At 67.6% G+C, this 21114-nt stretch carries 15 protein-coding genes; 8 read left to right on the top strand and 7 right to left on the bottom strand.

The features are described from left to right. The first annotated feature begins 32 nt into the window (after positions 1–32). From AC07X5_RS11025 to AC07X5_RS11010, 4 genes are all read left to right on the top strand, one after another. Positions 33–815, top strand: coding sequence for an AraC family transcriptional regulator (locus AC07X5_RS11025; protein WP_494770176.1), 783 nt, complete (start codon positions 33–35; stop codon positions 813–815). Between the two features lie 107 nt (positions 816–922). Next, entirely contained in the window at positions 923–1906 is a 984-nt protein-coding gene (locus AC07X5_RS11020; RefSeq protein WP_494770175.1) for a Bug family tripartite tricarboxylate transporter substrate binding protein, read from the top strand. Further along, positions 1899–2819, top strand: coding sequence for a PhzF family phenazine biosynthesis protein (locus AC07X5_RS11015; RefSeq protein WP_494770174.1), 921 nt, complete (start codon positions 1899–1901; stop codon positions 2817–2819). The genes AC07X5_RS11020 and AC07X5_RS11015 overlap by 8 nt, the downstream gene beginning before the upstream one ends. Further along, positions 2816–3322, top strand: a complete 507-nt coding sequence (locus tag AC07X5_RS11010; RefSeq protein ID WP_494770173.1) for a RidA family protein — start codon at positions 2816–2818, stop codon at positions 3320–3322. The genes AC07X5_RS11015 and AC07X5_RS11010 overlap by 4 nt, the downstream gene beginning before the upstream one ends. Positions 3323–3474: 152 nt before the next feature. Here AC07X5_RS11010 and AC07X5_RS11005 read toward each other — a convergent pair whose 3' ends face one another. Beyond that, complete coding sequence (locus tag AC07X5_RS11005) at positions 3475–5844, bottom strand: putative bifunctional diguanylate cyclase/phosphodiesterase (RefSeq protein ID WP_494770172.1); 2370 nt, start codon at positions 5842–5844, stop codon at positions 3475–3477. 288 nt (positions 5845–6132) lie between these two features. Here AC07X5_RS11005 and AC07X5_RS11000 point away from each other — a divergent pair, with 288 nt between their 5' ends. The 3 genes from AC07X5_RS11000 to AC07X5_RS10990 all read left to right on the top strand — a co-directional run bounded on the left by AC07X5_RS11000 (position 6133) and on the right by AC07X5_RS10990 (position 12713). Beyond that, positions 6133–7050, top strand: a complete 918-nt coding sequence (locus AC07X5_RS11000) for a diguanylate cyclase domain-containing protein (protein WP_494770171.1) — start codon at positions 6133–6135, stop codon at positions 7048–7050. 5 nt (positions 7051–7055) lie between these two features. Further along, a complete protein-coding gene (locus AC07X5_RS10995; protein WP_494770170.1) occupies positions 7056–11564 on the top strand; it encodes a PAS domain S-box protein in 4509 nt (1502 codons plus the stop codon). Between the two features lie 165 nt (positions 11565–11729). Beyond that, a complete protein-coding gene (locus AC07X5_RS10990; RefSeq protein ID WP_494770169.1) occupies positions 11730–12713 on the top strand; it encodes a Bug family tripartite tricarboxylate transporter substrate binding protein in 984 nt (327 codons plus the stop codon). On the opposite strand, the gene AC07X5_RS10985 is transcribed toward AC07X5_RS10990, so the two are convergent. From AC07X5_RS10985 to AC07X5_RS10975, 3 genes are all read right to left on the bottom strand, one after another. After that, positions 12664–13479, bottom strand: a complete 816-nt coding sequence (locus AC07X5_RS10985) for a CPBP family intramembrane glutamic endopeptidase (RefSeq protein WP_494770168.1) — start codon at positions 13477–13479, stop codon at positions 12664–12666. The two genes, AC07X5_RS10990 and AC07X5_RS10985, sit on opposite strands and share 50 nt — an antisense overlap. Before the next feature lie 12 nt (positions 13480–13491). After that, positions 13492–14163, bottom strand: a complete 672-nt coding sequence (locus AC07X5_RS10980) for a hypothetical protein (RefSeq protein ID WP_494770167.1) — start codon at positions 14161–14163, stop codon at positions 13492–13494. A gap of 435 nt (positions 14164–14598) precedes the next feature. Continuing rightward, a complete protein-coding gene (locus AC07X5_RS10975) occupies positions 14599–15381 on the bottom strand; it encodes a hypothetical protein (protein WP_494770166.1) in 783 nt (260 codons plus the stop codon). Positions 15382–15557: 176 nt separating this feature from the next. On the opposite strand from AC07X5_RS10975, the gene AC07X5_RS10970 reads away from it, so the two are divergent. Then, positions 15558–17918, top strand: coding sequence for a DNA polymerase II (locus AC07X5_RS10970; RefSeq protein WP_494770165.1), 2361 nt, complete (start codon positions 15558–15560; stop codon positions 17916–17918). On the opposite strand, the gene AC07X5_RS10965 is transcribed toward AC07X5_RS10970, so the two are convergent. The 3 genes from AC07X5_RS10965 to AC07X5_RS10955 all read right to left on the bottom strand — a co-directional run bounded on the left by AC07X5_RS10965 (position 17915) and on the right by AC07X5_RS10955 (position 21102). Further along, positions 17915–18334, bottom strand: a complete 420-nt coding sequence (locus tag AC07X5_RS10965; RefSeq protein WP_494770164.1) for a hypothetical protein — start codon at positions 18332–18334, stop codon at positions 17915–17917. The two genes, AC07X5_RS10970 and AC07X5_RS10965, sit on opposite strands and share 4 nt — an antisense overlap. Next, the gene (locus tag AC07X5_RS10960) at positions 18331–19788 is read right to left on the bottom strand and encodes a carotenoid oxygenase family protein (RefSeq protein WP_494770163.1); all 1458 of its coding nucleotides are present in this window, start codon (positions 19786–19788) and stop codon (positions 18331–18333) included. Before AC07X5_RS10960 ends, AC07X5_RS10965 begins: the two co-directional genes overlap by 4 nt. Positions 19789–19899: 111 nt before the next feature. After that, entirely contained in the window at positions 19900–21102 is a 1203-nt protein-coding gene (locus tag AC07X5_RS10955; protein WP_494770162.1) for an alpha/beta hydrolase family protein, read from the bottom strand. Positions 21103–21114 lie beyond the last annotated feature (12 nt).

The following is a 21114-nucleotide window of genomic DNA, read 5'->3' as shown; positions in this document are numbered from 1 at the left end:
CTGGCACGATTCCCTGCAAAGGTGTTGTTGACATGACAAGCCCCGCTGCCCCGCGCCCACCCCAGCTCTCGCCCAAGCTGCCCCAGTTGGCGGCCCAGGGCTTCGCGCTGCGCCACAGCCGGCAGCCGCATTACGAGTTCGACTGGCATGTGCACGACTGCGCCATGCTGCTGTGGCCGCGCAAGGGCGCGCCGCGCAGCGCCTGGCAGCACGAGGGAGGGTCTGGCGACGGCACCGGTTTCGAGCAGATGCTGCTCACCCGCAGCCAGGCCATCCTGCTGCCCGTGGCCACGGCGCACCGCACCCAGTCCACCACGCAGCAACAGGAGCATGGAGAGCTGTACCTGGCACCCGAGATCGCGTGCACGCTGAACGGGCGCGGCGCCCTGCGGCTCGATGCGGCGGCCCTGTCCATGCTGGACGCGCTGCTGGCCCCCGCCCTCCACCCACGCGCCGCCGAGCCCCTGGTGCAGGCCGTGGTGCGGCAGATCACCCGCGCCCGCCCGCTGGAACTGGCGAGGCCCCGCTCACCGGCACGGCAGATGGCGGCACGCTTTGCCCAGGCGCTGGACTGGAACGAGCCCCTGCCCGGCATCGACGCCATCGCCTGCGAGCTGGGCACCTCCACCCGCCAGTTGCAGCGCGCCTGCCAGGACGAGTTCGGCCAGAGCCCCGTGGCGCTGCGCCGGCAGATGCTGGCCGCGCATGCGCGCCGGCTGCTGACCACCGGCCTGCCGCTGGCGCAGGTGAGCGTGCAATTGGGCTTTGCCACCAGCGGCCACCTCACGCGCCTGCTGAAAGCCGTAGCGCACTGACGCGCTTGCGGCGCCTGTCGCAAATCGGATCGCGACCTGTCGCATCCTGGTTGTCCGGATCGCCCGCCGGTTCCTAGCATGGGACCTCCTTCGTGATGGAGTTCGCCATGCCCGCCTCGCCCCCCGTTTCCCACCTCCGCAGGGCCGCCCTGCTCGCCCTGGCCAGCACCTGCGCGCCCTTGCTCGCGCAGACACCCGCCTGGCCCGCCAAACCCATCACCCTGGTCGTGCCCTTCCGGGCCGGTGGCGGCACCGACCTGGTGGCGCGCGCGCTGCAGCCGCGGCTGCAGAAGGAGCTGGGCCAGCCCCTGGTGATCGACAACCGCGCAGGCGCCGGCGGCACCCTGGGTTCGGCCCTGGTGGCCCGCGCCCCGGCGGACGGCTACACCGCCGGCGTGGCCACCACCAGCACCCATGCGGTCAGCGTGAGCGTGTACCCCAAGCTGCCGTTCGACCTGGCCAAGGACTTCGCCTACGCCGGCTTCATCGGCACCTCCCCCTATGTGCTGGCCACCACGGTCGCCCTGGGCAAGCCCGACACCAAGGCCCTGCTGGCCGCGCTCAAGGCCAGGCCCGAGGGCTTCAGCTTCGCGTCGGTGGGCGCGGGCACGGTCTCGCACCTGCTGGGCGAGCAGTTCAAAACCGTGGCCAAGGTGCCGCTGGTGCACATCCCCTACCGCGGGGCGGCGCCGGCCTACACCGACCTGATCTCGGGCCAGGTGCAGCTGATGTTCGACAACCCCGCCGGCCTGGTGCCCTACATCCGCGCGGGCCGCATCCACGCCGTGGCCACCACGGCGCCCAACGCACTGCTCACTGGCGTGCCCACCTTCCAGCAGCAGGGTATGCCGGGGTTCGACCAGTCGCTGTGGTACGGCATCGTCTTTCCCGCGCAGACACCCAAGGCCGTGGTGGAGCGCTTCAACCAAGCACTCAACAGCGTGCTCTCCGACCGCGCCGTGGCCGCCGAGTTGGCCGCGCTGGGCGTGAACGCCGCACCCGGCACGCCCGATGCGCTGCAAGCCGCCGTGGTGCGCGACACGGCCTATTGGGGCCGCATCGCCAAGACGGTAGGAGCCCGCGTTGACTGAGCACACCCTCCCCTTTCCCGCCTCGCTGCCTGCCGCCGGCCAGGTCGTCCTGATCCGCGTGTTCGTCAACGGCCCGGGCGGCGGCAACCCTGTGCCTCTGGTGGCCGATGCACGCGGCATGGACGCCGCTCAGATGCAGGACATCGCCCGCGCCCACGGGCACGAGTCGGCCTTCGTGCTGCCGGCCGATGCGCCCGGGGCCGACTGGCGCCTGCGCTTTTTCGTGCCGCACCACGAGATGGAGATGTGCGGCCACGCCACCGTGGGCACGCTGTGGGCGCTGCGCCGCTGGGGCCTGTGGACCTCGCCCACGGCCCGCGTGCAGACCCTGAGCGGCCTGGTGGACGTGGAGTGGGACGCGGCACGCCAGCGCGTGTGGATATCGCAGCCCGCCGTGCGCGAAGAGGTGCTGGACGCCAGCGCAGCCGCCCTGGTGGCCCGCACGCTGCACCTTGACGACGCCATGCCCCGGCCCACAACCAACGCCGCCACCAGCCGCGTGAAGACCCTGGTGCCCCTGCCCGATGTGGCCGCGCTGCAGGCCCTGGCGCCGGACTTCGCGGCCATGGAATCCACCTGCGACGCCATTGCCTCCACCGGCCTGTACCCCTATGCGCTGGCCACCGGCGGGCAGGTGGCGGCAGAGCCCACCGTGTTCGCGCGCCAGTTCCCGCGCAAGTCCGGCTACCCCGAAGACGCCGCCACCGGCATCGCCGCTGCCGCCCTGTGGGGCCACCTGGCCGCCGCCGGCACTATCGCCGTGGGCAGCCCCGCCCAGCCCGTGGTCTGCACCGTGCGCCAGGGCGATGCCATGGGCAGCCCCTCGGCCATCGCCGTGCGGCCGCGCTTCGATGCACAGGGCAACGTGGCAGGCTGCTGGCTCAGCGGCGAAGTGGTGGAGGGCATGGCATGAGCCCCGGCGCCTCGACATCACCCGAGCAGCGCCTGGCCGCCGCCGGCCTGGTGCTGCCACCGGCGCCCCAGCCGCGTGGCAGCTATGCACCCTGCCATGTGCACGAAGTGGCGCCAGGCCAGCGCTGGGTGGCCGTGAGCGGCCAGACCAGCCGCGTCGATGGCAAGCCCCTCTCGGGCATCTGCGAGGCCGACGCCGACCTGGAGCCAGCGCGCCACGCTGCACGCGTGGCCATGCTCAACGCCCTGGCGGCCCTGCGCACGGCCTGCGGTGGTGGGCTGGCCCGGGTGCAGCATGTCATGCGCCTGCGCGGCTTTGTGCGCTCGGGCGCCGGCTTTGGCGCGCACCCCCTCGTGCTCGATGCCGCCTCCGACGTGCTGGCCATCGCGTTTCCGCAGCATGCGCTGCCGGCACGCAGCGTCGTGGGCGTGGCCAGCCTGCCCGATGGGGTGTGGGTGGAGCTGGAGCTTGATGCACTGCTCTCACCTGCGACCAGCGGCTAGACATCATGGTCGCATGCAGGGCCTGTTCACACTATTTTCGAGGTCGCGAAGGCCCTGGGCAGAAGAAGGCCCATCTCCGGTACCGTGGATGGCGCACCTGAGTGTGCCGAGCCACATGCGCAAAGCAACTGCCGGGCAGGGAGCGCATGCAATCAGCGCTCCCAGGGCTGATCGACTGCGGCCTCGAACTCCTGCAGCGGGGCCGGCCGGCCATACAAATAGCCCTGGTAGCGGGCGCAGCCATGGCGCGCCAGCAGGTCGCGCTGCTCCACGGTTTCCACGCCTTCGGCGATCACCTGCAGGCCCAGCCCCTGTCCAAGCGCCACCACGGCACGCACGATGGAGGCATCGTTGGCGTTCGTGGCAATGTCGCGCACGAACGACTGGTCAATCTTGAGCTGGTCCAGCGGCATGCGCTGCAGGTAGCTGAGCGACGAGAACCCCGTGCCGAAGTCATCCAGCGAAAAGCTGATACCCAAGGCCCTGAGCGCCTGCATCTTGTCCACCACTTTATCCACGTCCGTGGCCAGAACGCTCTCTGTCAGCTCCAGCTTCAGGCGATGGGGATTGGCCCCCGTAGCGTCCAGCACGCTGCGCACGCTTTGCAGGTAGCCCGGGTCGCTGAACTCCCGGGCGCTCACATTCACAGCCAGCACCAGGTGGTTGCGCTTTGGATGTGCAGCCCACTGGCACAGGGTGCGGCAGGCAGTCTCCAGCACCCATCGGCCAATGGGCAGGACAAGGCCCGTCTCTTCCGCCAGCGGTATGAAACGGGCGGGAGAAACCATGCCCTGCACAGGATGATTCCAGCGCACCAACAGCTCCGCCCCCTGCAGGTTCGATGGCAGATGAACCTGGGGCTGGTAGAAAACCACCAACTGACCCGGGATGGCAGCCCTGAGATCCTGCTCGAACTGCACCCGTTCGTGCAGTGCTTCGCGCATGCTCCGGTCAAATATCGCCACCTGGCCCTTGCCGCGCTTCTTGGCCTCCAGCATGGCCAGTTCGGCGCCCTGCAGTACCTCGTCCGCCGAGGCAGCGTGGTCTCCCACCATGGCCACCCCGATCGAGGCCTGCGCCATGCAGGCACCGTCATCGAGGAGGAACGGCACGTCGAACTGCGACAGTGCGGCGGTCGCCATCGCTGCGGCGCGCCCCTGCGCCAAGCCGGTGCTGTGGCCCAGGCCTTGCAGCAGCACCAGGAATTCGTCCCCACCGATGCGCGCCAGAACGGCGCCTGCGCCCTCCAGTTGGCGCAGGCGGTCGGCCACGGCAACCAGCAGTTGGTCGCCCACCTCGTGCCCTCGGGTGTTGTTGAGCACCGTGAAATTGTCCAGATTGGCCAACAGCAACGCCCCAAAGGAATGGCGCTCGCGTGCGTGCCCAATGGCATCCTGCAACCGGGCCAGCAGCTCACTGCGGTTGAGCAGGCCCGTAAGCCGGTCATGGTGGGCCAGTTGGTCCATGGCAGCGCCCAGCACCAGGGTCTCGTCCACCGCCTTGCGGCGCAGCGGCTCCGGCCTCTGGATCGCATCGCGTGCATGGCCTCTGGCCGCGTCGGCCAGCTCTACAATGGGTCGCACCACGCGCCCCGCCACCAGCCAGGACAGCAGTGCAAACAACGCGGCCAGCAGCGCCGTGGTTGTCAGCATCAGCTTGCGCAGCTGGTAGATTGGCGCATGTGCGGTGTCGATGCCTTCGCGCACCACCACCGTCCAGCCCAGGCCATCGGCGGGAACGGATGCCACCACCTTCTGGGTCGCCACCAGATAGGCCGTGTCGGACTCCATGGCCCGCAGGGAGGCGCTTGGCAGCCTTTTGAGACGATTGGAACTCAGCAGCCATTCTCCCTTGCGATTGGCGATCAGCACTTCGACGGTGTTCTTCTTTCGGCGCTTGGTCACGGTGTCGGAGACCACCTTCTTCACCCAATCCCAGTGCAGGTGCCCAGCCAGCACACCCTGGGCGGTGCCCCGCGGGTCCAGCAGCGGGGCCGCCACATCGAGAAAGCGCAGCGGCTCCCCGTCGGGGCGCGGTGCCAGGTAGCGCGCCAGCAGCACGGCATCGTGCGGGTCGCCGACGAAGCCTCCGCGCAGGCCGGCTGCAAACCAGGGACGCAGCGAGACATCAGCGCCCTGCAGCAGCCCTCCAGAAGCAGCGATCACCTGCCCCCGCGCATCGGCCAGGCCGATCCAGGCGTAGGTGGGCTCGCGGGCATGGAGCTCGTCCATGGACTTGCGGACCGAATCCACATCGATGGCACTGCGGCCGGCGATCATGTCCGCCATCAGGGCCATCTCGCGCTGCCGGTTGTTCATGTCCTCGTTGAGCTCGTGGGCGATTTCGTCGGCCACGGCGTTCAGGGCTTCGCGCGCCGAGCTGCGCAGGCCGTCTTCCAGATGCCACTCCATGAACATCGTCAGCGCCAGCCCCACCACGATGCCCGAGCCGCCCATGACGGCCGAGAAGCGCGCCCGCACACTGCGGAACGGTGAAATCCGGTTCAGCAACCTGTTGATCATGAAGCCCCTCCACAGGGCAGATTCTGGCGGGCAACGGCGGGATTGATAAGCGCTTTGTTGCGCGGCGGGAGATTTCGGCGTCTGGAATTGACGCAGATCAAGCCTGCACGGCAAGGCAAGCTGCAAGCTGCAAACTGCCCGTGAAAATCGAGCATTGGCGTAAGAGCCGTATCAATGAAGAAGCCCTACGCCGCCAGCTTGCGCATGACGAGCTTCCACGCTCCCTGAGAAGGCACTGCGCAAAATGTGCTTGCCTGGGTCGCCGGCGAAATCCAGAATGAGAAACGCATGAACCCGAGCATCCTCATCGTTGATGACAATGCCGCCATGATCCAGGTCCTGTCCGGGATGCTGAAGGGCGTGGCACAACTGCGGTTTGCGACACGCGGCCAGGATGCGCTGGATCTGATGGCACGCTCCATACCGGATCTGGTGCTGTTGGACACCGAAATGCCCGGCATGGGAGGCTATGAGGTATGCGCCGCCATGAAAGCGGACCCCCGTCTTGCCGATATTCCCGTGATTTTTGTCACCAGCCACGGCGAAACCGAAGCCGAGGTCCGGGCGCTGGAGGCGGGTGCCGTCGACTTCATCACCAAGCCCGTGAACGCTGCATTGCTGCTCGCACGCGTGCGCACACAGTTGAGGATAAAAACCTTGACGGATGAGCTGCGCAATCTCGCAACCACCGACGGGCTGACCGGCGTGAGCAACCGCCGCCATTTCGACGAACTGCTGCAGCGCGAGTGGCAACGCTGCGCTCGCAGCGCTGTGCCCCTTTCCCTGTTGATGGTCGATGTGGACCATTTCAAACGCTACAACGACCACTATGGCCACCCTGCCGGCGACAGCTGCCTGAAGGCCGTGGCGCGGGCCCTGCTGTCCGTGGCGCAACGCCCCGGTGACCGCGTCGGAAGGCTGGGCGGGGAGGAGTTCGCCATCCTGCTGCCGGACACCGATGCGGCAGGTGCCATGGATCTGGCCGAACGCGCACTGCAGGCCGTGCGTGCGCTGCGCATGCCCCATGCGCAGTCAATCCACGCAGACCATGTGACCATCAGCGTGGGGGTGGCGACATACCAGGCGCAAGATGGGCCCCTGGGCGATGGCGCACCGCAAAAGCTCATCGGCCAGGCCGACAAGGCGCTTTACGCTGCCAAGAACGGCGGCCGAGATTGCTGGCGCGGTTTCGACCCAGAGGCCTGACAACCGTGGCTCCCGCCTCGCGCCACGCCAACCACAGCGGGACCCGCCTGGCAAGGCACTCGGTACTGCTGGCGCTCCTGGTGGCGTGCCTGACCCTGGTCGCGGCCGTGGTGGCCTACGACAAACGACTGCAGCAAAACCAGGCCACGCTGAGCCAGCGTTTTGAGCGGCTCAAGGGGCGTGTCATGGAGGAGATATCCGTGCGCATGCGCCAGTACGAGTACGGGCTGCGCGGCACCCGAGGGGCGGTGGTGGCGGCGGGGGATGACCTGGACCATGATGCCTTTCTGCGCTACAGCCAAAGCCGTGACTTTGATCGCGAGTTCCCGGGCGCTCGGGGCTTCGGGTACATCCACAGGGTTGCAAAAGAAGACGAGGCAGACTTCGTTCGCAGGGTGGGTGCCGAAGGCTGGACCGATTTCAGCATCCGCCAGTTCGAACCGCATGACGGCGACCGCTACATCATCCAGTACATCGAACCCCTGGGCCGCAACAGCCCGGTCGTGGGACTGGACATCGCTTCCGAGCCTTCGCGCCGCGCCACGGCTTTGACAGCCATGCGCACCGGCCAGGCCGCCCTGAGCGGTCCCATCACCCTGATCCAGGACGCGGGCACCCCCTCTAGCGGCTTACTGCTCATGCTGCCGGTCTACCGCTCCGGGGCCTCGACCGACACCCCGGAAGTCCGCGAGCGGGTGCTGCGCGGCTGGGTGTACGCACCGCTGCAGATGGACGAAGTCCTGCGCGGGCTGGATGTGGAGTCGGGGTATTTCCGGCTGCGCATTCGCGACCGGCAGGCACCCCAAAACCACTGGCTCTATGGCAGCCAGGCAGATACGCCGGCATGGCCAGAGTCCGACGCGCTCACCACCCTGCCATTGTTCGGCCGCGAGTGGGAGGTGGACATGCAGCCCACACCCGCCTTCGTGGCGTCCCTCGACCTTCCGCCGGAGAACCGCGAGGTGGTCATGGTGATCCTGCTGGGCATGGCAGCGGCGGCGCTGGCCATTGCCGTGCAGCACCTGATGCACCGGTCGCGCAGCCAGTCGCTGGAACAGGCCCGGCGGGCGGCGATCGTGCAGGGATCGGACGACGCCATCATCGTGCAGACCCTGCATGGCGTGATCACCGACTGGAACGACGGAGCCATGCGCCTCTTCGGCTACGAGGCAGGGGAGGTGCTGGGCCACACCGCGCAGGAACTCCTGGTGCCTGCCGGGCGCGAGGGCGAGGATGAGTCCATGCTGGCGATGGTGGCCCGGGGCCAGCGGGTCAAGGCCTACGAGACGTCGCGGCGCCACCGCGATGGCACGCTGATCGATGTCTCGGTGTCCGCCAGCCCCATCAAGGACAGCCATGGCCGCATCGTCGGCTTGGCCAAGACCCTGCGCGATGTGCGCGAAATGCGCGCCGCCGCGCTGCGGGTCATCGAGTTGAATGCCAGCCTGGAAGACCAGGTGCGCGAGCGCACGCGCGACCTGGAGTCCGCACGGCACGCGCTGCAGACGGTGCTGGATGCCATGCCCTCACAGATCGGCTACTGGGGCACGGACCAGCGCAACCGGGTTGCCAATCGGGCGTATGGCGAATGGTTCCACATGGACCCCGCCGCAGTGCCGGGCATGCACCTGCGCGACCTGATCGGCGATGACCTGTACGAAGTCTCCGCCCCCCACGTGCAGGCAGCGCTGCGGGGCGAGGCGCGCATGTTCGAGCAGAGCCGGCACGGCAGCGAGGGAGCTGCGCAACGCCATTCCCTGGTGCACTACCTGCCGGATACTGCCGATGGGCAGGTCAAGGGCTTCTACGCCTTCGTGCACGACGTGACGGAGCTCACCGAAAGCCGCCTGCAGTTGGCAGCGGTTCAGCGGGACAACGCGGCGCTGCTGGAAACGCTGAACCAGCACAGCATCGTGTCCGTGGCCGACCGCCAGGGCCGCATCGTGGACGTCAACGATGCGTTTTGCCGCATCTCCGGATTTGAACGCCATGAGCTCTTAGGGCAGAACCACCGCATCGTGAACTCGGGCACGCATGGCGCGGCATTCTGGGTCGACATGTGGCGCACCATCAGCGCGGGGCGCAGCTGGCGTGCCGAAGTGTGCAACCGCTCCAAGAGCGGTGCGCTGTACTGGGTGGACAGCGTTGTGGCGCCGTTCATTGATGCCCAGGGGCGGGTGGAAAAATATGTCTCGATACGGACAGACATCACCGACCGCAAACGCACCGAGATGCAACTGCAAAGCACGCTCACGCTGCTGCGCACGGTTCTGGAAGCCTCCACACAGGTCGCCATCGTGGCCACCGATGAAGAGGGTGTGGTGACCGTGTTCAACCGCGGGGCCGAACTGCTGCTGGGGGTTTCGGCCGACCAGGTCGTCGGCAGGGGAAACGCTGCAGACTTCGTGGAAGCCGGCGAACTTTCGCCGGAGGGCGGCCAGGCAGGAGCAGAGTTGGCTCCCGGGGATGACCTTTCACCCGAGGTTCGGATGGCCCTGATCCATACCGCCAGCCAGGACCCCTTGCGCCAGTGGCGCCTGGCGCGTTCCGACGGAGGCCGGGTGCCCGTGTCGCTGGCGATGACGCGCATGGCCGATGCGTCCGGCACATTCATCGGGTACCTGGGCATCGCCCATGACATAGGCACTCGGCTTGCGCAGGAGAAGTCGCTGCGCAACGCGATGCAGCAGGCGCGGGAGGCCAGCGACGCAAAAAGCCGCTTTCTGGCCAACATGAGCCACGAGATCCGAACGCCGATGAATGCGGTGATCGGTCTGTCCTATCTGCTGGCGCGCACCGCGCTCGACAGCGAACAGCAAGGCATGCTGCGGCAGCTGCAGGTTGCCGGCAAGGCCTTGCTGGCCGTCATCAACGATGTGCTCGACCTGTCCAAGATCGAAGCCGGCGAAGTGGTCCTGGAAAGCCTGCCGCTGGATATCGACCAGATGGTGCGCGAGGTGTCCGCGCTGGTGGAGCCACAGGCCCAGGCCAAGGGCATCGCCTACACAGTGGACGTCCAGGCGCCGCCAGCTTTCACACTGGAGGGTGACATCACGCGGCTGCGCCAGGTCCTGACCAACCTGCTGAGCAACGCGGTGAAGTTCACCGACCAGGGGGAAGTACGGCTCACGGTGCGCTTTGAGGAGCGGGCGGGCAGCACGATGGAGATACGCTTCCTGGTGAGCGACACCGGCATCGGCATCTCCGAGGAATCCAGGCAACGCCTGTTCGCGCCCTTCGTGCAGGCAGACACGTCCACCACCCGCCGCTTCGGGGGCACCGGGCTGGGCCTGTCCATCGTCAAACAGCTGGTGGAGCTGATGGCAGGGCGCGTAGAGTTGCGCAGTGAAATCGGCCGGGGCAGCCAGTTTTTGGTGACCGTGCCCCTGCACCGGTCCATGGGCGGCCAGCCAGCTGCTGCACCCGACGCGCCTCTTCCCGAGGGGCAGGGGCTGAGCGGGGTCTCGCTGCTGGTGGTGGACGACAACGAGGTGAACCAGGAAGTGGCCGCCCGCATCCTGACCAGCGAGGGCGCACACGTCAGCGTGGCAAGGCATGGGCAGGCCGCGCTGGATCTTCTCACCCAGGACCCGCACCGCTTCGATGCCGTGCTGATGGACGTGCACATGCCAGTGCTCGATGGCCTGGACGCCACCCGCCAGATACGCACCGCCCTCGGCCTGGCGCAATTGCCCATCATCGGCCTGACGGCAGGGGTCTCGTCTGCAGAACGCGAAGAGGCCCTGGTGGCCGGGATGAATGCCATTGTCGGCAAGCCATTCGATCCGCCGATGCTCGTCAAAACCATCCGCCGCAATCTGCGGGGCCAGGGCGATATCGCCAGCCAGCACCCGCAAGCGCCGGCCGCAGAGCCCCCCGCCGATTGGCCGAGCATCGAGGGCGTGTCTGCCCGGCTGGCGTTCTCGCGGCTCCAGGGCTCCGTCCCCCTGCTGTGGCAGATGCTGCGCCGGATATCGGACACACTGGACGCCGTCGGCACGCTGCTGGATGCGGAGACACCAGTGCCCGCTTCAGGCACGCAGCCGCCCGCCGCACCGCAATTGGTGGCGTTGCTGCACGACATCAAGGGCATGTCCGGCACCGTCGGGGCCGAACAGATGCACGCCCTGTCCGCGCAGGCGGAAGCATCGGCACGCGGCGGCCAGACCGCGGACATCGCTGCGCTGGCGGCAGCGATGCAGAAGATTGCAAAACGCTGGGCGCTGAAGCCCGATGGCGTTCCAGCGCCCCAACCTGCGGCAGCGCCCGCAACTGCCGAGCCTTTGGCACAAGATACCTGGGAACAGATCACGCAACTCAAGCACCTTCTGGCCACCCAGGACCTTGATGCACTCGACTGGGCCCGCCAGCTCGAACCGGCACTCGCCGCGCATTTGGGGGCCGACCACATGGCCGCCTTGCGGCGCCACATGGAGGAGCTCGATTTTGCCAGCGCCAGGACTGTGCTTGAACGCCTGGTACCGGCATCCGCAACACCGGGGCAGGCAGGCTGATCTGGCGGCCCGCGGGTCAACAACAGGACGGCGCCGAGCGGCCTCCAAGCCCAATTGACGGGGCGCAGCACCCCAGCAGGCAATGTGCGCTGGTACAGGACTTGCATGAAGATGCGCATGGCACACGCCCCCTTCATTCGCCAAGCCTCTGAGGAGCCAAGCACCATGCAACGCCGCAACTTGATTTCCACCTTCGCCTGCGCCCTGCTCGCACCGGGCCTTGCCAGCACCGCCCTTGCGCAAGCCGCAAGCTACCCCGACCGCCCCGTCAAGGTCATCGTGGCCCTGCCCGCCGGCGGCAGCGCCGACATGATCGCGCGCGTGGTCACGCAAAAGATGGCAGCCGAGCTGGGCCAGCCTTTCGTGGTGGACAACAAGGCCGGGGCTTCGGGCCAGATCGGCACGCCCCTGGTGTCGCGCGCCGCGCCCGATGGCTATACGCTGATGGTTTCGCCGGCCTCGTTCCTCACCACCAACAAGAGCATCTTCAAGACCCTGCCCTACGACCCCGAGGCCGACTTCGTTCCCGTCACCAAGTTCGTGAACCAGCCCATGGTGCTGGTGGTCAAGGACAAGCAGAAGTTTCCCACCGTGGCGGCCGTACTGGCCGCCGCCAAGGCCGCGCCCGGCAAGCTGACCTATGCCTCATCGGGCGACGGCAGCCCGCAGCACCTGGCGGGGCTGATGTTCACCACCCGCACCAGGACCGAGCTGCTGCACGTGCCCTACAAGGGCGGCGCCCCGGCCATCAACGACGCCCTGGCCGGCACGGTGGACATGCTGTTCGCCGTGCTGCCCGAGGCGTTGCCGCACATCCAGTCGGGCAAGCTGCACGCACTGGGGCTGATGGCGCCCCAGCGCGTTTCCACCCTGGCCCAGACCCCCACCATGGTGGAAGCCGGCGCGCCCGAGATGAACCTGTCGGCCTGGGTCGGCCTGCTCGCCCCGGCCAAGACACCCCAGCCCATCATCGACCGGCTGCAGCGCGCCGCGCATGCCGCCCTGGCCGACCCCGAGACCAAGGCCAAGCTGGCGGCCAGCGGCATGGAGGTGGCGCCCGGCACCAGCCAGCAGCTCAAGGACGCGATCACGCAGGAAATCAAGGTCCATGCGGAGCTGGTGAAGGCGGCGGGGCTGGCGCCGCAGTAGCGCCATCCCCGGGTTTCGCGCACGCCTCAGCTCCAGCCCCACGGCGAAGCACCAGCACCACCACGGCGATGGAAGCCACATAGGTGCCGCCCAGAAAGACGAGCGCGCCAAGGCTCTGCGGGCCCTTCCCCAGACCATGCGCGATGCTCGAAAAATCCCACAGGGCGTGCAACGCCATCGCCACCCACAGGTTGCCGGTGAGCCGGCGCACGAGGTACAGCCCCGTGCCCGCGCAGAAGGCCAGAACGACCTGCACCAGGGCTGCCGCACCCACACCGAAGAAGGCGTTGGTGGCGTGCAGCAGGCCAAACAGCGCGCTCGACCAGAACCACACCCAGGCCTCGGACCGCAGTGAATGGCGCAGGCCCACCAGCAGGATGCCGCGGTGGACCATCTCTTCGCAGAACCCCACCAGCAGCATGGCGGCGGCCAGCACCAGCACGTGTTCGATGCCGATGGCGGCCCAGACGGTGCTGTACAGGTTCATGCCGATGAACCCGAGCATGGGCACCAGCACTGCGGCCAGGTACAGGGGCTGGCGCAGCGCTGGTTCGCGGGTCGCCAGCGACCACCACCCCGCCAGCGCATTGAAAGCGCACAGCACCATGGCCGCAATACCCAGCGGCACGATGATGCCGCGCAGCAGGTTCGCCTGCGCACCCAGCGCCGCGTAGTCGATGTTCAGGTAAGTCCATGCAGCGAAGACCCAGCCCATGTAGGCAAGGTACACGCCCAGACCGATCCACCAACGGGGTTGAATGCGCATGACGCCCTCGTTTCAGAAGTTGGCGACCAAAGCCACGACCACCAGCACACAGGTGCAGGCCCACACCAGCACACCGAGCGCCATGGCCAGCGCGGCCAGCCGGCCGATGCCGAGCCGGGCCCGGAACCAGGCTGCCTGCACGCCCACCAACCACACGAATGCCAGTGCGCAGGCGATGGCACCAGCCATCGCGTGGGCCGGGCCAGGCATCTGTGTGGCAATGAGGCCCAGTGACACCACCAGCGCGAACGGCGATGTCAGGTAGCACAGGGCAAAAAAGGGCTGCCGCAACGCGCTGCGGGATGCCGCCTGGCGGCGCTTGCGCAACAGCAGCACGGCCGCCGTCAGGGGGATCAGGCTGAACAGCAGGCTGCGAAAGATGAGCAGGTTCTGCGGCGAATCGAGAATGGCCTTGGCCAGGGGCGCCGCACCCTGCGCCTGCGGAACATGCAGTGCCAGCCCCACTGCATTGGCAAGAAAAAGGGTGATCAGCAGCAACAGTGGCGGGCTCACCGCGTCATCGTAGGCAAGGGGCTTGTCTGCGGCCTCTTCCTGCTCGGCATAGGCCATGGCCTGCAGTGGCTGGAAGACAATCCGCAGCAGCGTTCGGGGGTAGAAGAACAGCAGCGCGATCGCCTCGAAGACGAACTCCTCCAGGCTGCGCAGCAACTTCACCAGATCCATGGCGTCCCCTGCCCGGCGTTGCACCGGCTGCACATCAACACGGCCCCGGCATGCCCGCAGGCACGCTCCCGTGCAGCCCTGTCGGCCAGATATTGGCTCCCGATGGATTCCATACGCTGTGGCCTCTGCGAGGCACGAAGTGGGTGGATGGCTGCCATCGTATCAGCGGCTGCCAGCGGCCCCGGGAGCGAGCCCCTGGTTTGCGGCGCAGCCCAAGGTAGTCGATAGCTTCATTTGTATGTCGGCTTGACTTGGGGTGTGCTCACAGCGCTGGGCAAGCCACACCGCAGCTCAAGGTGCCCTGCAGGCGGCGCGGAAGCGCTCAACGGGCTCGCGCCGGCACGCGAAGTGCTTGCCCTGGGCGATGTGGAGACATCGATCACCTGAAGCGCCACGCCCTGCTGCGGGCGCTTGAAGCCGGTGAGGGAGACGCCCTCAATGCCCCCCGAACCGCCCCACCTGCGCAAGCCCGCCCGCAAGGCTCCACAGGGTGATGCACCACCCGTCGCAGCCCTCGCTGACCACCAGCCCTGGCAGGTCGGTGGCTTGGTCGATATCGGCAAAGCTGACGGGCTTGCCGGGTACTTCGCCAAGGTACGACACGCCATTGCCCTTCTTCGCGAACACATGGTGCCTGCGCGCATGGTAGAAAGCGGTGCGATCCTCCACCACCCGCCCGGGCACGATGATGGCCAGGGTTGGGCTGCCAGGCTGGCTCACCACCGATGCCGTGGCGAGCTTCAGTTGCCGCTGCACCGCGCCAAACCGCTTGGAGTCTGAGCGCAGCAGCGCCGCAATGGCCTGCACCTCCGGCGCAGAGATACGGCGCGTGGCCCACCGGGTGGTGCGCACAGGCGCCATGGAAAACAGCCCGAACTGCCGCGTATCCGATTGGGGCGATTCGCCCTGCACCGTGGCTTCGGCCGAATCCCATTGCTCCTGCCCCGAAGCGTTCTTGGGCACATCCATCTTGCACTGGTACTTCACGCCGGTCTGGATGGAAAAGACACCACGGCCCGCATTGCAGTGGCGCGCCAGCGTTCGGACATGGGCGGGGTCGTCGAACTGCACCACCACCGGTCCATCATCGGGCGACAGCCACGCGAAGAAAAGGCCGGGGCGCGCGCTGTGGCTTTCCTTGGCCTCACCGGCAACCGATGGCGCGACGACGGCCAGGCCAAGAATGAGCGCCGGGATTCCCCGCTGAAGCACCCGCATGCTGTTTTCCCCCGCAATGGATCTCGCAAAGCCAGCAGGATAAGCGCAACGCTGTGGCCACGGCCAGAACAAGCTGAGGCAGCCTGTGCATCCCCACCCATCCTTCGGCGAGAATCAGCACCCAAGTCTGCCCGCCCCTCTGCCCCTGCCTGCCTCGTCGTGTGCCGTCCATCCAAATGAAGGGTTTCATCCTCACACGCCACTGGCGGGACACACCGGCGGGCACCGAAATCGAATACTGGCTGGCGACGGACGCCGGCCCGTTGAAGGTGCTGCTGACCGGCCAGACCTCGGTGGCCTTCGTCGAAGCGCGGCACCAGGGCACGGTGGACGCGCAGCTCGTGGCCCTGCCCGGTGTGGAACTGCGCCCGCTCGACCTCAAGAGCTTTCAGCAGCAGCCCGTGATCGGGGTCTACGCCAGGCACTATCGCCAGCTGGGGCGGCTGGCCCACTCGCTGCAGCAGTTGGGCATCTCGCTGCTTGAAGCCGATGTGCGCCCGCACGAGCGCTACCTGATGGAGCGCTTCATCACCGCCGGCGTGCTGGTGGAAGGCGGGCGCAGCGAGGGCAACGGCGCCCGCGTGGACTGCCGGCTGCTGCCCGCGCCCGACTACCGGCCGGCGCTGAAAGTAGTTTCGCTGGACATCGAGACCAGCCAGCACCAGGACCTGTACTCGATTGCGCTCGACGGCATGCCCGAGCGCGTGGTGTACATGCTGGGCGATGCCCCGGCCGAGCCGCAGGAGCCCCCGGGCTTTGCACTGGTCTACTGCGCCACACGCCAGGCCATGATCGAGCAGCTCAACGGCTGGTTCGCGCGCAATGACCCGGACGTGGTCATCGGCTGGAACGTGATCCAGTTCGACCTGCGCGTGCTGCAAAAGACGGCGGACGACTGCGCCACGCCCCTGCTGCTGGGCCGCGAGGGCCGGCCCATTGCCTGGCGCACGCACCCTGGCAAGCAGGGCTACCTCTTCGCGCCCATGCCCGGGCGGGTGGTAATCGACGGCATCGAGGCGCTGCGGGCCGCGGTGTGGAGCTTTGCTTCATTCAGCCTGGAGAACGTTTCGCAGCAGTTGCTTGGCGAGGGCAAGGAGATCGGCGACGAGTACGACAAGATGGCCGAGATCGAGCGGCGCTACCAGCACGACAAGCCCGCGCTGGCCACCTACAACATCCGCGACTGCGAACTGGTGTTGCGCATCTTCGACAAGGCCCGGCTGCTGCAGTTCGCGATGGAGCGCGCGCACACCACCGGCCTGCAGATGGACCACTTCGGCGGCTCCATCGCCGCGTTCAGCCACCACTACCTGCCGCGCATGCACCGCCTGGGCTACGTGGCCCCGAATGTGGGCGAGGTCCAGGGCCGGTCATCCCCCGGCGGCTATGTCATGGATTCGAAGCCCGGCTTCTACGACTCGGTGGTGGTGCTCGACTACAAGAGCCTGTACCCCTCGATCATCCGCACCTTCCTGGTCGACCCGGTGGGCTACGTGGAAGGCCTGCACGCCAGCGACGCGGCGCCGCTCATCAAGGGCCCGCTGGGCACGCGCTTCTCGCGCGAGCGGCATTGCCTGCCCGAGATCGTCACCACCCTCTGGCGCGCACGCGACGAGGCCAAGCGCGCGAAGAACGAGCCCCTGTCGCAGGCGCTCAAGCTGGTGATGAACTCCTTTGCCGGGGTGCTGGGTGCGACGGAATGCCGCTTCTTCAACCCGCAGGTGATTTCCGCGATCACCCTGCGCGGCCATGCCATGGTGAAAGCCACGCGCGAGTTCGTGGAGGAGCGCGGCTATGAAGCCATCTACGGCGACACCGATTCGATCTTCATCTGGCTCAAGCGCACCCACACCAACGAAGAGGCCCACGCCGTGGCCGCCGGGCTGGTCCGGGACATCAATGCCTGGTGGACACGCACCCTGCGCGAGGAGCAAGACCTCGACAACCACCTCGAGATCGAGTTCGACACGCACTACAAGAAGTTCTTCATGCCCACCATCCGCGGCTCGGACGTGGGCAGCAAGAAGCGCTACGCCGGCCTGAGCGTGGACGTGGAGGGCAAGGAGGAAATGGTCTACCGCGGCCTGGAGATGGCGCGCAGCGACTGGACGCCCCTGGCCCGGCAGTTCCAGGAGGGGCTGCTCTCGCGCGTCTTCCAGGGCGCGCCCTACCGGGACTTCGTGGCCGACTACGCCCAGGCCACGCTGGCCGGGCACAAGGACGAGCTGCTCGTCTACCGCAAGCGCCTGCGCCACCGCCTGGACGCCTACGTGGCCAACGTACCGCCGCAGGTGCGAGCCGCCCGCATGGCCGACGACTACAACACCCGCGTGGGCCGCCCCCAGCAGTACCAGAATGGCGGCTGGATCCGCTACGTGATGGCGCTGAACGGGCCCGAACCGCTGGAGACACGCCAGTCCCCCATCGACTACGGGCACTACCTGGACAAGCAGTTGCAGCCGATTGCGGATGCCATTTTGCAGCCGCTGGGCGAGAGTTTTGCCAGCCTGACCTCGGCCCAGCAGGACCTTTTCTAGGCCGACGCGTTCACATGCTGGCCCGCCTGGGCCAACTGCAAACGCCACCGCCATTCGCGTGCCGCCAAGCCGCCCACGAAAGCCGCCTCCAGCACCAGGTGCCCCAGCCCGAGCCAGTTAGCGCTGCCTGCAAAGTGCACGGCCATGGCCACGCAGGCCAGCGCCCATGCCCCGTTGGCCACCACCAGCAGGATGATGAGCGCAAGCGGCCTGCGCCGGCGCAATGCCAGCGAGAAGGAGTAGCTGCCGTAGGCCAGGTTGGCGATGGCGATGAACACGAGCCAATCCGGCGGCAATCCGTAAAGACGCGCCAGCCAGGGCCACAGCAGCATCACCGCGCCACCAGCCAGGGCCGCAGCGGTGCAGTCGATCCACAGCAGGTGCTTTGCAACCGCCGGGGGCGGCCAGCGGCTCATCCCGCCATCCATGCCGGCTTCCACGCCGCATGGAAACCGAAGGGCACCACCTGCGGCAGGTGCAGCGTGGCCAGGCAGCGCATGCTGGCCGGGTCGATCACACCGACCACCGTGCCCGCGTCGCCCTCGGCCAGCGTGGGCACCAGCAGCACGCCGTCGTCCTCGGCGGTGGAGCCTGGGCGGTCCACGAACAGCGGCTCCATCTGCACGGCAGCTTCGCGCTGCCAGGTGCCGGCAATGCGCCCGCCGTCCAGGTCCAGCTTCACCGTGCGGTCGAACATGGGGGCCTGGCCTGCGGGGTCGAAGCCCGCAAACCAGGCATGGCGCGACTGCTTCTTGCCCCAGTAGGCGCCATGCACCGAAGGCAGCTCCACGCTGGCACCGTCCACCAGGGGCCGCGGCTGTGCGTCGCTGCGGCCGGGCTCCAGCCGGTAGCGCTGCACGCGGTGCTGCACGCCCACGGGCTGGCCCGCGCGCAGACGCTCCATCCGCAGCGCGGCAAAAATCTCGGGGCCATCGGTGGTGCACAGGTCCAGCACCAGCGTGGCCGGGGTACGGCCATCGGGGCTGGGCTCGTCCCAGGCCTGCACGGCATGGAAGCCAGTCATGGCCGGCACGGCCCAGCTGCGCACGCTGCCATCGGTGAGCGAGATGGCATCGATGCGCGATCCCGCCTCGCCCTTCCAGGCAAAGCTGTCGATGAAGCCCTTGCCCGAGAATGCCAGCTTGAGCGCATTGAGCCGCATCGCCGGCTGCCACACGATGGCGTGCGTGGGCGTCATCGCAAACGCATGCAGATACCCGGCCTGGCGCACGGACCAGCGCGCCACCACCTCGCGCGTGCGGCTGCCCGCCACGATCTTGAACAGCTTGTAGGTGCACTTGGGCCCGAGCTCCAGGCCCACGTTCCAGTAGGTGCCCTGCGCATCGGTCATGCCATGGGCCGACATCACGTGGATGACCTCGCGGTCGTCGTACACGATGCGCCCCGTGGTGGCCAGCGTGTCGGGGTCGAAGCTGGTGAGCAGCGGCGTCTCGGTCTGCGCCACCCACTGCGAGCCGATGCGCGCCATCACCACCGCCCCGTTGTCCGTCACATTCGGATGGCGCAGGTGGCGCATGCGCGTGAAGAAGCCCGCCGGATCTGCCGTGCCGAAGGCCGCCCGCGCCGGCTTGCGCGCCGCCAGGCTCTCGCGCAGGTCATCGGTCTGCAGGTAGCGGCTGCGGTAGCTGGCGCTGGCCCCGCCTACCTCCCCCGGCGCCAGCCGCACCCGGTGCAGCATGGCCAGGCCATCGAACCAGTGCGCGTAGCTGCCATGCGGCAGATCCCACAGCGCCGGGCCATTGAGCAGCAGGCTGCCGCCGAGCATCCAGGAGGGGACCTGGCCTCGCACCTCGACCGGGGTGTCGGGGAGCTCGCGGGCGGTGGATTGGAGGCCGCGCAGGCGGGTCATGGGGAGGGACTGCATCGGGGATGCGGTCTGGCTGGAGAGCATCATGGGCACTGGTTGAACTGGTTTTATGCGTCCATCATGGGTCAACCCCAGCGAAGGCCGCAGTGAAATTTAACCGGACTGGTTTGACAGATGCCGGCCTTGAACGCCGAGAAGAGGCTGCACAAAAGGGCCCCACAGACCACTGAACCCAAGGATGTTGTGGCCGTCCTGCCCTGCCTCTGTGGCAAGCACACGAAAACTTCCTTGGCCGCCCGCAGCCAAGAAGGCCCCAAAATTCTTGCGGCTGTGGACCAGGCCATAAAACGGGTCATTGTCCGCGTACAGCCAGAGCGTGGGTCCCGTGAAACCAGCGCCCCTCATGGCAAGCCCGCCGTTGATCTCGTCGGCCGTGGCCTGCTCATCCACCCAGCCACCGACGAAGTTGAGGACGCCTTGGAACATACCAGGCCGGGCGCCCGCAGCGGCCAGCGCCAGAAAACCGCCGCGGGAGTGGCCGCCGGTCAGCAACCGATCATGGTCCACATCGGGCCGCTCCAGAAGGTGCGCCACGGCACATTCCACGTCGTGCAGGGCGTGCTCGAAGCCTTCCAATGCGCACTCTGGCCGATGGGAATATCCCGAGCCATCGGGCTCAAGGCCCTCGGCATACACTCCGCCGGACTTGCCACGTCCCCGGCGCTGGGGAAACACCACCATCCAGCCCCGGTCGTTGAAGAACCTGGCGAGGGCCGGGCTGGTCACCGTGCTGGTGAACACAACCGAATCATTACCCATGCCTGTGGAGCCGTGGTGAAAGAGCAGCGTAGGGAAAGGTCCGTGCCCCGGGGGCTTGTAGGTCACCATCTCCAGGCAGATGGCTCGCCCTTCCTGGTCCAGCGCCCCGGTGGGCAGGTACTCGCTCACTCTGTGCCCACCTGCGTACTGCTGCGTGAGTACCCCGGCCATGCGGCCTACTGCATCGCGCCAGAGAAGCTCCACCACATCCGGGTTCCGCATCCTGAAGCGGACGAATGCGCCATCTTGGAGGTTCGCCTGGAGTTCGCCTTCATACCAGTCAGCCACTACCCGTTCGCTCTGCGGACCTCTGCGCGCCGAGGCGCGTGCGCACACGACGATCGCGCCATCTGCAGACACCTTCTCGACGATCAGCTTCACGTCGCTTGTGCGCCCCTGGTCAGCCCATCCCGACCAGGCACCGCACCATGCGGTGATGGAGACCGGCAGACCGGGCGGTGGAGACTCGATGCACACATCAGGCGGCACGATGGCAGGCACCGTGCTCTCGGACGGCTCCGGTTCGAGCGAGGCCATGTAGGCTGGCCA

This window comes from Acidovorax sp. GW458-11-26-14-TSB4, from assembly GCF_059423865.1.
This window is presented reverse-complemented; position numbering and strand designations above follow the sequence as displayed.

Coding starts and splice junctions, on each gene's coding strand:
- AC07X5_RS11025 (WP_494770176.1), top strand. CDS start 33: ATGACAAGCCCCGCTGCCCCGCGCCCACCCCAGCTCTCGCCCAAGCTG.
- AC07X5_RS11020 (WP_494770175.1), top strand. CDS start 923: ATGCCCGCCTCGCCCCCCGTTTCCCACCTCCGCAGGGCCGCCCTGCTC.
- AC07X5_RS11010 (WP_494770173.1), top strand. CDS start 2,816: ATGAGCCCCGGCGCCTCGACATCACCCGAGCAGCGCCTGGCCGCCGCC.
- AC07X5_RS11005 (WP_494770172.1), bottom strand. CDS start 5,844: ATGATCAACAGGTTGCTGAACCGGATTTCACCGTTCCGCAGTGTGCGG.
- AC07X5_RS11000 (WP_494770171.1), top strand. CDS start 6,133: ATGAACCCGAGCATCCTCATCGTTGATGACAATGCCGCCATGATCCAG.
- AC07X5_RS10990 (WP_494770169.1), top strand. CDS start 11,730: ATGCAACGCCGCAACTTGATTTCCACCTTCGCCTGCGCCCTGCTCGCA.
- AC07X5_RS10985 (WP_494770168.1), bottom strand. CDS start 13,479: ATGCGCATTCAACCCCGTTGGTGGATCGGTCTGGGCGTGTACCTTGCC.
- AC07X5_RS10980 (WP_494770167.1), bottom strand. CDS start 14,163: ATGGATCTGGTGAAGTTGCTGCGCAGCCTGGAGGAGTTCGTCTTCGAG.
- AC07X5_RS10975 (WP_494770166.1), bottom strand. CDS start 15,381: ATGCGGGTGCTTCAGCGGGGAATCCCGGCGCTCATTCTTGGCCTGGCC.
- AC07X5_RS10970 (WP_494770165.1), top strand. CDS start 15,558: ATGAAGGGTTTCATCCTCACACGCCACTGGCGGGACACACCGGCGGGC.
- AC07X5_RS10965 (WP_494770164.1), bottom strand. CDS start 18,334: ATGAGCCGCTGGCCGCCCCCGGCGGTTGCAAAGCACCTGCTGTGGATC.
- AC07X5_RS10960 (WP_494770163.1), bottom strand. CDS start 19,788: ATGACCCGCCTGCGCGGCCTCCAATCCACCGCCCGCGAGCTCCCCGAC.
- AC07X5_RS10955 (WP_494770162.1), bottom strand. CDS start 21,102: ATGGCCTCGCTCGAACCGGAGCCGTCCGAGAGCACGGTGCCTGCCATC.